We start from the raw sequence: 11,743 nt of genomic DNA, 5'->3' as shown, positions 1-11,743 counted from the left end.
ACCACGGACACGGAGGCTGGCGCGGGCGGGGCGGCGGCCGTCGCCTCATCCGTCATTGTCGGGGCGACCGCGCCGAGGGGCACGGCCACGACCAGGGCGAGCAGTGAAAGGGCGGATCTGGGCAGCCCGGGTAGCGGCTTTCGAGACATCACGGCGGCTCCAGCGGAAATGTGCCGACGGTCGGCCCAGACATGCTGCGGCGCTCCCGTACGAGGAGGCGTACACCGAGACGTAGGCCGAGTCAGCGACGCACCGACCAGGGCCGGGATCTGCGGCGCCGTCACGCATGCCGACGCCGTGGGCCGGCCCATGCTGTCCCATCCTGTCCCGGACAGTGCGAGAGGCTGGCTGGACAGCGTTGGGACATCGAGCATCAGGGCCCCGATCTCCTTCGCGGCCGTGTCGGACCCACACGGATCGCCCGCATCCCCTGAGGTGGCGATGAGCCTTTCGATCAGCCTGCTCGGTCCACTACTGATCCGGTCCGACGGCCAGCCACTCCCGCCGCCCGTCGGACGCCAGCGGACGCTGCTGGCGCTGCTGGTGAGCGACCTGGGACGAGTGACCAGCCGGGACCGGCTGATGACGGAGCTGTGGCCGGACGGCCCGCCTCCGTCCGCCGCGGTCAATCTCCGTGGATACATGTCCGGACTGCGCAGATGGCTTGCCGACAACTCGTCGCGCGACCGGCGCGCCGCGCTGCTTCGCGAGGGCGTCGGGTGGACGTTGTGGTTGCCTCCCGAGCTCCGAATGCGCCTCGACGTCCGGGACTTCGAGCGGGACCTCGCCGAAGGCCGCCGCGCCGCCGCCGACGGCGATGTGCCCGCAGCCGCCGACCACCTCCGAGGCGCCATCGCACGGTACCGGGGCACCCCCATGCGGGACGTGCCCCGCGGGCCGGTGCTGTCGTCATGGTCGGTGCTGCTGACCAACCGATGGATGGACGCGGTGGAGGACTACGCCGATGCGCTGCTGCAGATCGGGCGGTATGCGGCCACCCGGGAGTTGCTGCATCACTTCGTCGAGCGGCATCCGTTCCGGGAACGTGCGTGGGGCCAGCTCATGACGGCGTACAGCCGCTGCGGTGACACCGGTGCGGCTGTGGCGACCTACCAGGCCGCCCGGACGGCGCTCGTGGAGGGACTCGGCGTCGAGCCAGGAGCCGAACTTCAGGCACTGCACAATGCCGTGCTCCACCGGGATCCGGCCCTGACGTCGATGCTGGTGCTGCAACGTCACTTCGCCGCGGCGATTGCCGGGGCCGGCGAAGGGCGGCGGAAACCGGCGCGGCCAAATACTCCAGCCGCACCTGACTGATCTGTGGTCTCGGTGGGTCGGCGGTGCCGTCGGTCGGCGTGGAGCAGGCGTGGGCGGCGTGCGAGAGTGTGAGCCGGGCGGCGGTCGACGGCTGACCGCACCGCCCTTGAGCAGGGGAAGGCAGCCCGCCGATGTTCAACACCGCACGCCTGCAGGTCGTCCTCGAGATCGCCCGCCACGGCACCATCGTCGCCGCCGCGGAGCAGCTTCGGCTGAGCCCGTCCGCGGTCTCCCACCAGCTCGCCACCCTCGAGCAGGAGGCCGGGGTGGCGCTGGTGGAGCGGGGGCCGCGCAGCCTGCGGCTGACCGCCGCGGGCCAGCGCCTGGCGGACTACGCGCAGCAGATCGCCGATCTGATGTCGGCCGCCCGGGACGAACTGGCCACCCACGGCAAGGGCCGCCAGGGACTGCTGCGGATCGGATTCTTCGCCACCGCCGGCACCGAGCTGCTGCCGCGCGCCCTGTCGAGCTACACCCGCGACCATCCGCAGGTGGAGCTGGCGCTGATCCTGGGGCAGCCGCACGAACTGCTGCCCCGGCTGCACCAGGGTGAGCTGGACCTGGTGGTGGTCTTCGACCATCCGCTGAGCCCGGCGCAGAAGTCGCCGCACACGAAGGTCCAGCCGCTGATGGTGGACCCGCAACTGGTGGTGCTCCCCGCCGACCACCCGCTCGCCGGACGGCGGCGGCTGCGGCTCGCAGACCTTGCCGCCGAACCGTGGATCACCACCCTCGGCGTGCAGGGTGAGGTCTCGGTGCTGGAGCTGGCGGCGCGGGCCGAGGGCTTCCCGCCGCGGGTCCGCTGCCGCAGCGACCACTACGAGGTGGTGCTGGGCCTGGTGCGGGCCGGTGTCGGGGTGGCGCTCGTGCCGTCGCTCGGCCTGGGCGATCCCGGCGGGGTGGCGGTGCGGCAGCTCGCCCACGCGAATCTGCACCGGGAGATCGGCGTGGCGCTGCGCCCCGGCAACCCCAATCCGGTGGTCGGCAGCTTCGTCGAGCGACTGGCCGGCGCGGCGGCGACGCTCAGTCAGGAGCTGTCCGAGCGGTGGGCTCCGGCGAGCCGGTCGACCGCCGCGCCCCAGCGCCGCAGCTCGGCCAGGGCCTCTCGCTCGGCCCCGGGCTCGAACGCGGCGATCACGGCGTAGACGACGGTGTGCCGGCCGGACACGATCCCGGTGTCGGCGCGTACCCCGGTGTCGGTGCCGGTCTTGTTCTCCACCCGGACGCCGTCGATCGACCACGGGTCGTGGTCGACGGAGTCGGCGACCATCGTGCGGTCGGTGTTGCCGGCGAGCCAGCCGCGCAGCAGCCGGCACGCCTGCGGGCTCTGCCAGGTCCCCGTCGCCACGTCCGCGAGAAAGGCGCAGAGCTCGTGGGCGGTGCCGGTGGCGAAGGTCCGCGGCACGTCGGGGCCGCGCTCGGCCCGGATCCGGTCGTGCACGGTGGTGTCCCGCAGCCCGGCACGGCGGGCCAGCTCCTGCACGGCATCGAGGGTCACCAGCCGCAGCAGGGCGTTGGTGGCGGCGTTGTCGCTGACCGCGGCGACCGCCGTGGCCAGGTCGGCGACCGTCCATCGCCGAGGGGACAGCCGGCCGAGCAGTCCGGTGCCGCCGACCTCCCGGTCGGCGTCGAGCAGCTCCACCGGCTGGTCCGGCGCGAGCGTGGCGTCGGCGAGCCGCCGGGCCACCTCGGCGAGGAGCAGCACCTTGCCGACGCTGGCCAGCGGCAGGGCAAGGTCGGGGTCGGCCGAGACCGTGCGGCCGTCGTCCAGCCGGCGCACCATCGCCCCGACCCGCACCGCCGGCCTCATCGCGGCCCCGGCCGGGCGGGCCGCCGGCCCGGCACGGCCAGCACCCGGCCCGGCCGCGCGTCGGTGACCTCGCCGCCGTCCACCACGATCCGGCCACCGACCACCACGCACCGCACGCCGTGCGGAGGCGCCAGCGGATCGTCGTACGTGGCGCCGTCGGCGACCCGCTGCGGGTCGAGGACCACCAGGTCCGCGGCGTACCCGTCGGCGAGCAGCCCGCGGTCTGGTAGGCCGAAGCGGCGGGCGGGCATCGCCGTCATCTTGTGCACCGCCTCCGCCAGCTCCAGCAGTCCCACGTCACGAACGTAGTGGCCGAGGACCCGGGCGAAGCTGCCCGCCCACCGGGGGTGCGGGCGGCCCCCCTTCGGTACGCCGTCCGAGCAGAGCATCGTCAGCCGGCTGGCCAGCACCCGGCGTACGTCGTCCTCGTGCATCGAGTGGCTGAGGATGGTGACGTCGCCGCGTTCGGCGGCCAGCAGGTCGCAGGCGTAGTCGACCGGGTCGACGCCACGCGCGGCGGCCAGCTCGGCGATCGTGTGCCCCTGGGCGTCGGTGTTGCGCGCGGCGGACGCGACCCGGATCAGGTCCCAGCCGCCGTTTCCCACGGTGTTCTCCCAGCCCGGCACCCCGGCGACCAGGTCGGTCCGGATCCGGTCGCGGACCGTCGGATCGGCGACGGCGGTGAGCATCGCGGGCACCCCGTCGGCGATCAGCCACGGCGGCAGCATCGCGTGCAGGGCTGTGCTGCCCGCGGTGTACGGGTAGACGTCGCAGGTGACGTCGAGTCCCTCGGCGCGCGCCCGTTCGAGTCGGGCGAGGGTGCGGACGGTGGCGCCCCAGGCGCGCCGCCCGGCCGTCTTGTGGTGCGAGACCTGCAGCGCCGCCCCGGCCGCGGTGGCGATCTCGACGGCCTCCTCGAGGGCCGACTCGACCTGGGACATCTCGTCACGGAGATGCGTCACGTACGGCTTGCCGTGCGCGGCCGCGACCCGGGCCAGCGCGATGACCTCGTCGGTGCCGGCGTTGACGCCCGGGGAGTAGATCAGGCCGGTCGACAACCCGGCCGCGCCCGCGGCGAGCGCCTCGTCGAGCAACTGGCACATGCGCCGGGTCTCGTCGGGCGTGGCCCGCCGTTGGGCGAAGCCGACCACCGCGGCGCGTAACGTTCCGTGTCCGACGAGGGCAGCGAGGTGGTTGCGCCGGGCCACGCCCTGCGCGTCGGCGAACTCGGCGAACGACGCGTACGCCGACGCGGGCGGACCGAAGGTCGCGGCGAGCAGCTCCCGCACCGGGCCAGCGCGTTCGGGTGGGACCGGGAAGGGGCTGATCCCGCAGTTGCCGCAGATCTCCGTGGTGACGCCCTGGAGCAGTGGCGCCCGGCGCAGCACCTCCCGCTGCGCGTCGTCGCCGGCGAGCAGGTCGGAGTGGGTGTGCACGTCGATGAAGCCCGGGGTGACGGCCAGCCCGGTCGCGTCGATGACCTCGCTGGCGGGCGCGCGACCGCCCGGCGGCAGCAGCACGATTCGTCCGTCCCGGACGCCCACGTCGGCGGGGCGGGCCGGCGAGCCGCTGCCGTCGATCACGTCGCCGCCGGTGACCAGCAGGTCCAACCGCGTCATCAGAGAACCTTGGACAGGAAGGCGCGGGTACGGTCGTGCCGCGCCGCGGCGAGCACCTCGTGGGGTGGCCCCTGCTCGACGATCAGGCCCTCGTCCATGAAGACGAGGTGGTCGCCGACCTCCCGGGCGAAGCCCATCTCGTGGGTCACCACGATCATGGTCATCCCGCTCGCCGCGAGGTCCTTCATCACCTCCAGCACCTCGCCGACCAGTTCCGGGTCGAGCGCCGAGGTCGGCTCGTCGAAGAGCATCAGCTTCGGCGACATGGCCAGGGACCGCGCGATGGCCACCCGCTGCTGCTGGCCGCCGGAGAGCTGTGCCGGGTAGTGGTGGGCGCGGTCGGCCAGGCCGACCCGGTCGAGCAGGTCGGCGGCGCGCCGTCGCGCGTCGGCCGCCCGGACGCCCTTCACCGCAACCAGGCCCTCCATCACGTTCTCGAGGGCCGTGCGGTGCGGGAACAGGTGGAAGCGCTGGAAGACCATGCCGATCGACTCGCGCTGCCGGCGCAGTCGCGCGTCCGGCAGCGGTCGCAGCCGGCCGCCGTGCTCCTCGTACCCGATCAGCTCGCCGTCGACGTAGACCCGACCCGCCTGCGGCTCCTCGAGGTGGTTGAGGCAGCGCAGCAGGGTGGATTTGCCGGATCCGGAGGGGCCGACCACGCAGACCACCCGGCCGCGTTCGATGGTCAGGTCGATGCCGCGCAGCACCTCCAGGCGGCCGAAGCTCTTGCGCAGGGACCGGCACTGCACCATCGGCGGGGTCATCGCGCGCTCCCCGTGAAGCGCAGGTTGCGGGTGATCCGCCCGCGCAGGGTGCCCGGAGCGGTGGCACCGAAGCCGCGGCTGAATCGGCGCTCCAGGTAGTACTGGCCGATGCTGGCGACGGTGGTCAGGACCAGGTACCAGATGGACGCGACGATCAGCAGGGCGATCACCTCGAAGTTGGTCAGGTAGAGCCGCTGGGCGACGGTGAGCAGGTCGGCGCCGGCGATCACCGAGACGAGCGAGGTGGTCTTCAGCATGGAGATGAACTGGTTGCCGGTCGGCGGGACGATGATCCGCATCGCCTGGGGCAGCACCACCCGCTTCATGATCTTCATGCGCGACATGCCCAACGCCGCCGCGGCCTCCTGCTGGCCGGGGTCGACCGAGCGCAGGCCGGCCCGGACGATCTCGCTCATGTAGGCGCCCTCGTTGATGCTCAGCCCGAGCAGCGCCGCGACGAATCCGGTGACCAGGGTGTTCGTCTCCCAGGTCACCAACTTCGGGCCGCCGAACGGCACGCCCAGCCCGATCTCGGGGAAGATCAGCGCGATGTTGAACCAGAAGATCAGCTGCACCAGCAGCGGCGTGCCGCGGAAGAACCAGACGTATGCCATGGCGCCGGCGCGCAGGGTACGGCTGTCGGAGACCTGCATCAGCGCCACGATGACGCCGAGCACCACGCCGATCGCCATGGAGGCGGCCGTGAGCTGAACGGTGACCCAGAGCCCTTCCAGGATGACCGAGTCGAACTGGTACTCGACGACGATGTCCCAGTGCAGGTTCGGGTTGATCGCAATGGTCCAGGCCAGCCAGGCCAGGATCAGGGCGGTCGCCCCGGCGGCCAGCCAGCGCCCCGGTCGCAGCGGGTGGCTGATCCGGTTCACCTCCGGGCCGGCGGGCCCGGCCGGAGCCGGGCCCTTGACGGTCGCATCCACCGGTGTGCTCATTTCTGGTCGTTGACCGTCGCGGTCTGCACACCGCTGCCCTGCACGCCCCACTTCTCGAGGATCTTGGTGTACTCACCCGTGTCGATCAGCTCCTGGAGGGCCCGCTGGACGGCGTCCCGCAGCTGGCTGTCCTTCTTGTCGATCGCGATGCCCCACGGGCCGGCCTCGTACTGGGCCTCCAGGACCTCGTACTTGCCGCTCTGTCCGGCGAGCATCTTGGCCACCGGGTAGTCGACGATGGTGGCCACCGCGCGCCCGGCGTCGATCTGCAGCAGGCCGGTCGGGGCGTCCTCGCTCTGCGAGATGGTCATCTTCTTGGCGCACGAGGCGTTCTGCTTCTCCCCGATGGCGAGGTTGGAGCTGCCCTTGGCGAGCACCACGGCCCGGCCGCACAGGTCCGCCAGATCCTTCACCCCGGCCGGGTTGCCCTTCGCCACCATGATCGCGCCGCCGGCCTGGAAGTAGTCGACGAAGTCGACGGCCTTACGGCGCTCCTCGGTGTCGCTCATCGAGGACATCGCCAGGTCCCAGCGGTCGGCCTGCAGGCCCGGGATCAGGCCGGGAAAGCTGGCGTTGGTCATCTCCAGCTTCAGGCCGAGCCGCCCGGCGATCGCCGCCGCCAGGTCCGGGTCGACGCCGGTCAGCTCCTGGGTCCCCTCCTTGTACATCTCCATCGGCGGGTAGCCCTCGGCCGTGGCGACCCGGAGCACACCCTTCTCCTTGAGGGTGGCCGGGACCAGGTCGGCAGCCTTGGCGTCGGCGGCGACCGAGGCGGAACCACCGGCCTGCGGCGTCTGGCCGCTGGTCGACCGTCCGCAGCCGGCGACGGCGAGTGAGAGTGCGGCGAGACCGACGACAACGCGAAGCGCACGCTTCCTGACCACCGGAAACCTCCTGCCTGAGACGATGGCGGGGACCCTATCGGGGATCAGCCAGCATGAACAGCCCGAACGCTTTGCGGGGTGAGCATCGAATTATTCGATGCTCACCCCGCGTTCGCCGTGCAGGCCGTGGCAGGCACCCGTTCAGGTGCCGCGGAGTTGGATCTCGCGTCCGTGCCACCTGGAGCGCAACCACCGGTCGTGGCTGGCGACCACGACGGCGCCGGGGCTGCCGCCGAGGGCGTCCTCCAGCTCGTCACAGAGTCGGGGCGAGAGGTGGTTGGTGGGCTCGTCGAGCAGCAGCAGGTCGGGTGGGTCGGCCACCAACAGGGCCAGGGCGAGCCGGCGTCGCTGGCCGACCGACAGCTCGCCGACCGGCCGGCGCGCGTCGTGGGCGGTGAGTAGACCGAGGTCGTCCAGCGGTACGTCGTCGGCGCGTACCTGGCCCAGGACGTCGGCGTAGATCTCCTCGGCGGTGCGCTCGGGCCGGTCGAACACCGTGTCCTGGGTCAGTACGCCGATGCGCAGGTCGGGGCGGCGCCGGACGTCACCGGCCGGGTCCAGTCGGCCGGCGAGGACGGCGAGGAGCGTGGACTTGCCCGCACCGTTGGCGCCGGTGACCAGCAGCCGGTCGGTGGCGGCGAGGTCGAGACGGTCGAGGGTGAGTCGGCCGGGTATCCGCACGTGACGCAGGCTGACGATGGTCCCGTCGGCGGTGGCGGTGGCGAGCGCGGTGGCGCGGAACCGCAGCGGTTCGGGTGGTGACGCGACGGCGGTACGTTCGAGGTCGTCGAGCCGACGGCCGGCGGCGCGTACCCGTCGGGCAATCTGGTTCTGCACCCTGCCGGCGGTGTGGCCGTATCCCATCTTCTCGTTGTCGCGCCGGTCCCGGCCCGGCGCGACCTCGTGCGCGGTCACCGCGAGCTGCCGGCGTAGCTCGGCCAGTTCCTCCTGCTGTTCGGCGTGGCGTCGCTGCCAGCGCTCCCGCTCGTTGCGCTGGTGAGCCAGATAGTCGCGGTAGGTGCCGCCGAAGCGGACCGGGCCGGCGACAGCGGGGTCGAGATCGATCAGGTCGGTGCAGACCGCGTCGAGGAAGGCCCGGTCGTGGCTGGCTACGACGACGGCTCCGGGCAGGTCGCGCAACTGCTGCTCGAGAAAGGCCGCCGCGGCGTCGTCGAGGTGGTTGGTGGGTTCGTCGAGCAGCAACGCCGAGGGCAGGCGGATGAGCAGGGCGGCGAGTGCGAGCCGGCCACGCTGGCCGCCGGAGAGCGCGGCGAGCGCCCGCTCCGGTGCCACATCGCCGAGACCGAGTGCCGCGAGGACCATGCCGGCACGTCGCTCGGCGCCCCAGGCGTCGATGTCCTGGGCGCGGTCGAGCAGATCGCCGTACTCGGCGAGCAGCCGTTCGTGGTCGGGTGTGTCGTCGGCGGTGCCGGCGAGCCGGTCGGCGAGCCGATCGAGGTCGGTGAGGACGGCACGGGCCTCGCGCAGGGCGTCGTCGCGCACGTCCCCCACGGTCGCGGTCGGGTCGTAGGGGGCTTCCTGCGGCAGGTAGCCGAGGTCCGGTGGCCGAACGACGGTGCCGGCGTCCGGTTCGTCCGCACCGGCGAGCAGGCGGAGCAGGGTGGATTTGCCGGTGCCGTTCTCGCCGATCAGGCCGATCCGGCGGCCGGGGGCCGCGGTGAGGGAGACCCCGTCCAGCACGCGACGGCTGCCGCGGGTATGGACGAGGTCGTGAGCGAGCAGTGCTTCGGGCATGGAGGGTCACCTTCGGGGTGCCCCCGGGCCACGGGCCGGCACGGCCCGTGGCCCGGAGCAGGGCGGAGTCGGCGGTCAGGCGCGGTCGGGTGCGGGAATCTCGCGCAGGTGACCGTCATCGAGGCGGAGCCACCGCTGCACACCGATGTCGGTGAGGAACCGTTCGTCGTGGCTGACCACCACGAACGCGCCCCGGTAGGCGGTGAGGGCGCTCCCCAGTTGGCCCACGCTGACCAGGTCGAGGTTGTTGGTGGGTTCGTCGAGCAGCAGCAGGTGGGGTGCCGGCTGGGCGTAGAGGACGCAGGCGAGGGTGGCGCGCAGCCGTTCGCCGCCGGAGAGCACGCCGGCGGGGAGGTGGGCTCGGGCGCCGCGGAACAGGAACCGGGCGAGCAGGTTCATCCGTTCGGCCTGCGGCCGGTCGGGGGCGTACGCGGCGAAGTTCTCCGCGACCGTCCGGTCGAGATCCAGCAGGTCCAGGCGTTGCGACAGGTACGCGACGCGGCCGGCGGCGCGGTGCACCTGCCCGGCGTCCGGGTGGAGGTCACCCTGCAACAGACGCAGCAGGGTGGACTTCCCCGCGCCGTTGGGGCCGGTCAGCGCGATCCGCTCCGGTCCCCGGATGGTCAGGTCGGCGCCGTCGCCGGCGAAGACGGCCCGGTCGCCGTGGTGGACCTGCATACGCTCGCCGGCGAACACGGTGCGGCCGGCGGGAACGGTGGTGTCGGGCAGGTCCAGGGTCAGGGCCTGGTCGTCGCGCAGCGTCCGGCTGGCCTCGTCGAGCCGGGTCTGGGCCTCGCTGACCCGGTTGGCGTGCGCCTGCTGTGCCCGGCCGGCCGACTCCTGGGCGCTGCGCTTGAGCCCACCGGCGACGATGCGGGCCAGGCCGGCGTTGCCGAGGTTGCGGGCGGCGTTGCTGGCCCGGCGGTCGGCCCGCTCCCGGGCCTGCTGCATCTCCCGCTTCTCCCGCTTCACGTCCTGCTCGGCGCTGCGCACGGTCCGCTCCGCCGCCTCGCGTGCCACGCGCGACGCCTCCTCGTACGCGGTGAAGTTCCCGCCGAACAGGCGCACCTCACCACGGTCGAGCTCGGCGACGCGGTCCATCCGGTCCAACAGGACCCGGTCGTGGCTGACCACCAGCAGACACCCGGACCAGCCCTCCAGCACCTCGTACAGCCGGTGCCGCGCGTCGATGTCGAGGTTGTTGGTCGGCTCGTCCAGCAGCAGCACGTCCGGGCGCCTGAGCAGTTGCGCCGCCAGGCCGAGCGACACCACCTGCCCGCCGCTGAGAGTGCGCAGGCGCCGGTCCAACCCCACGTCACCGAGGCCCAGCCGGTCGAGTTCGGTGCGGCTGCGCTCCTCCACGTCCCAGTCGTCCCCGACGGCCGTGAAGTGCTCCTCCGCCGCGTCACCCGCCTCGATGGCGCGCAGGGCCGCGAGGGTCGCGTCGACCCCGAGCACCTCCGCGACGGTCAGGTCACCGGCCAGGGGCAGGTCCTGCGGCAGGTAGCCGAGCACACCCTCGACCGTCACGCTGCCACCGGTCGGGGTGAGGTCGCCCGCGATCAGACGGAGCAGGGTCGTCTTGCCGGCGCCGTTCGGCGCGACCAGGCCCGTACGGCCGGGCGGCACGGTGAAGGACAGGTCCTGGAAGACCGGAGTGTCGTCCGGCCAGGAAAAGGACAGGTTCGTACAAACAATGCAGACGTCAGACATCGGGGAGACACCCTCGAAAGAGAGCCGGGGACGCGACAGACGCCCCGGTCGGGCAGACAGGTCTACGACGAGACACGCCGCACCGGCGCAGGCCGGCAGCAGGCGGCCGGGGCCGCTCACCCCGAGATGTCGTCGTCCCCCGTCACCACAGCCCGCTCCCTCGCACTCTCATCGCGGTCTCCGCCGCGCAGCACCAGCTTAACAACTTCCAGAGTGGCACTGGTACGGCAACCGCCTCGCCGGAGAAACGCCTGGGTTTGGGCCGATGATCCGCGAAGCCACCCGCTTGAGCGCGTCTAGGAGACGACGGAGTGGTAGCGGTGCCTCAGATGCGGTGGTGCTCGTACCCGACGTGCTTGCTGGAGCGAAGGGCGGGATGGGCAACCATCCCGCCCTTCTAGGCCTGTTTCAGAAGTGACCGGGCTGCTCGGCTGGGTCGTGAGCCCGATACTCAGGCTGCCTGGCCATCCTGACCATCATCGCCGCCCAGCAGGCCAGAGCGCGCTGGTCTGCTGGAGGAGGAGCCGGCTCTTACTGGGGGCGAGCATTGGAATGAGTTCCTCGCGGCGTTGGCGGAGCACCTGGCGGCCAAGGATGGGCGTGGTGCACTGAGACGCGGTCGCTGCGGCGGTTCTGGTTCCCCTTCACCACGCGTGCTGCTCGGGTAGACGCCGTGATGCATGCTCCGGCGGCGTTCCGGCGGCGTGGCGTATACGTGTCGGCGCAGGAGTTGAACGTCGCGTGAGCTTTGACCATCCTCTGTTGGAGCGCGCCGCGATCGAAGACGCCTTCGGGCGGCTGGGTGACCGGTTGGCCAGTCGAGGGTCTCGGGGGCGATGCTGGCCCTGGAAGCGTGCGGCCAACGTGCCGTACCTGGTGGAAGGGGTGGTGGCGGCTGAGGTGACGGCGGGGAATTGTGAGCGGCAACTTGTGG

10 protein-coding genes are annotated in these 11,743 nt (G+C 72.3%); 3 read left to right on the top strand and 7 right to left on the bottom strand.

The features are described 5' to 3' along the window. The first annotated feature begins 168 nt into the window (after nt 1–168). Nucleotides 169–1,317 (top strand): BTAD domain-containing putative transcriptional regulator, encoded by a 1,149-nt coding sequence (locus tag ACGF5G_RS30440; RefSeq protein ID WP_393269241.1) that lies wholly within the window; start codon nt 169–171, stop codon nt 1,315–1,317. Between the two features lie 131 nt (nt 1,318–1,448). Beyond that, nucleotides 1,449–2,462: a LysR family transcriptional regulator gene (locus ACGF5G_RS30435; protein WP_393269078.1), complete on the top strand. Its 1,014-nt coding sequence runs from the start codon at nt 1,449–1,451 to the stop codon at nt 2,460–2,462. On the opposite strand, the gene ACGF5G_RS30430 is transcribed toward ACGF5G_RS30435, so the two are convergent. The 7 genes from ACGF5G_RS30430 to abc-f all read right to left on the bottom strand — a co-directional run bounded on the left by ACGF5G_RS30430 (nt 2,345) and on the right by abc-f (nt 10,809). Further along, a complete protein-coding gene (locus tag ACGF5G_RS30430; RefSeq protein WP_393269075.1) occupies nt 2,345–3,115 on the bottom strand; it encodes a serine hydrolase in 771 nt (256 codons plus the stop codon). The genes ACGF5G_RS30435 and ACGF5G_RS30430 overlap by 118 nt on opposite strands. A gap of 8 nt (nt 3,116–3,123) precedes the next feature. Beyond that, entirely contained in the window at nt 3,124–4,746 is a 1,623-nt protein-coding gene (locus ACGF5G_RS30425; RefSeq protein WP_393269072.1) for an amidohydrolase family protein, read from the bottom strand. Next, nucleotides 4,746–5,510 carry an amino acid ABC transporter ATP-binding protein gene (locus ACGF5G_RS30420; RefSeq protein WP_393269070.1) on the bottom strand — a complete coding sequence of 255 codons (765 nt, stop codon included), beginning with the start codon at nt 5,508–5,510 and terminating at the stop codon, nt 4,746–4,748. The genes ACGF5G_RS30425 and ACGF5G_RS30420 overlap by 1 nt, the downstream gene beginning before the upstream one ends. Then, entirely contained in the window at nt 5,507–6,457 is a 951-nt protein-coding gene (locus ACGF5G_RS30415) for an amino acid ABC transporter permease (RefSeq protein ID WP_393269068.1), read from the bottom strand. The genes ACGF5G_RS30420 and ACGF5G_RS30415 overlap by 4 nt, the downstream gene beginning before the upstream one ends. Further along, nucleotides 6,454–7,341 (bottom strand): ABC transporter substrate-binding protein, encoded by an 888-nt coding sequence (locus ACGF5G_RS30410; RefSeq protein ID WP_393269065.1) that lies wholly within the window; start codon nt 7,339–7,341, stop codon nt 6,454–6,456. Before ACGF5G_RS30410 ends, ACGF5G_RS30415 begins: the two co-directional genes overlap by 4 nt. A gap of 141 nt (nt 7,342–7,482) precedes the next feature. After that, a complete protein-coding gene (locus tag ACGF5G_RS30405; RefSeq protein ID WP_393269062.1) occupies nt 7,483–9,096 on the bottom strand; it encodes an ABC-F family ATP-binding cassette domain-containing protein in 1,614 nt (537 codons plus the stop codon). A 75-nt stretch (nt 9,097–9,171) separates the two neighbouring features. After that, on the bottom strand, nt 9,172–10,809 hold the full coding sequence (abc-f, locus tag ACGF5G_RS30400; RefSeq protein WP_393269059.1) for a ribosomal protection-like ABC-F family protein: 1,638 nt from the start codon (nt 10,807–10,809) through the stop codon (nt 9,172–9,174). 741 nt (nt 10,810–11,550) lie between these two features. Here abc-f and ACGF5G_RS30395 point away from each other — a divergent pair. Continuing rightward, nucleotides 11,551–11,743 (top strand): hypothetical protein (locus tag ACGF5G_RS30395; RefSeq protein ID WP_393269058.1); only part of this gene is annotated, 193 nt, incomplete at its 3' end.

The organism is Micromonospora sp. NPDC047730 (genome assembly GCF_043204765.1).
Lineage (GTDB): Bacteria > Actinomycetota > Actinomycetes > Mycobacteriales > Micromonosporaceae > Micromonospora.
The sequence above is the reverse complement of the archived record's forward strand: the minus strand, read 5'-3'. Positions and strand labels throughout refer to the sequence as shown.

Excerpts from the sequence above, each read along its gene's own strand:
- abc-f (WP_393269059.1), bottom strand. The coding sequence starts at position 10,809 with ATGTCTGACGTCTGCATTGTTTGTACGAACCTGTCCTTTTCCTGGCCG.
- ACGF5G_RS30425 (WP_393269072.1), bottom strand. The coding sequence starts at position 4,746 with ATGACGCGGTTGGACCTGCTGGTCACCGGCGGCGACGTGATCGACGGC.
- ACGF5G_RS30405 (WP_393269062.1), bottom strand. The coding sequence starts at position 9,096 with ATGCCCGAAGCACTGCTCGCTCACGACCTCGTCCATACCCGCGGCAGC.
- ACGF5G_RS30415 (WP_393269068.1), bottom strand. The coding sequence starts at position 6,457 with ATGAGCACACCGGTGGATGCGACCGTCAAGGGCCCGGCTCCGGCCGGG.
- ACGF5G_RS30440 (WP_393269241.1), top strand. The coding sequence starts at position 169 with ATGTGCCGACGGTCGGCCCAGACATGCTGCGGCGCTCCCGTACGAGGA.
- ACGF5G_RS30435 (WP_393269078.1), top strand. The coding sequence starts at position 1,449 with ATGTTCAACACCGCACGCCTGCAGGTCGTCCTCGAGATCGCCCGCCAC.
- ACGF5G_RS30420 (WP_393269070.1), bottom strand. The coding sequence starts at position 5,510 with ATGACCCCGCCGATGGTGCAGTGCCGGTCCCTGCGCAAGAGCTTCGGC.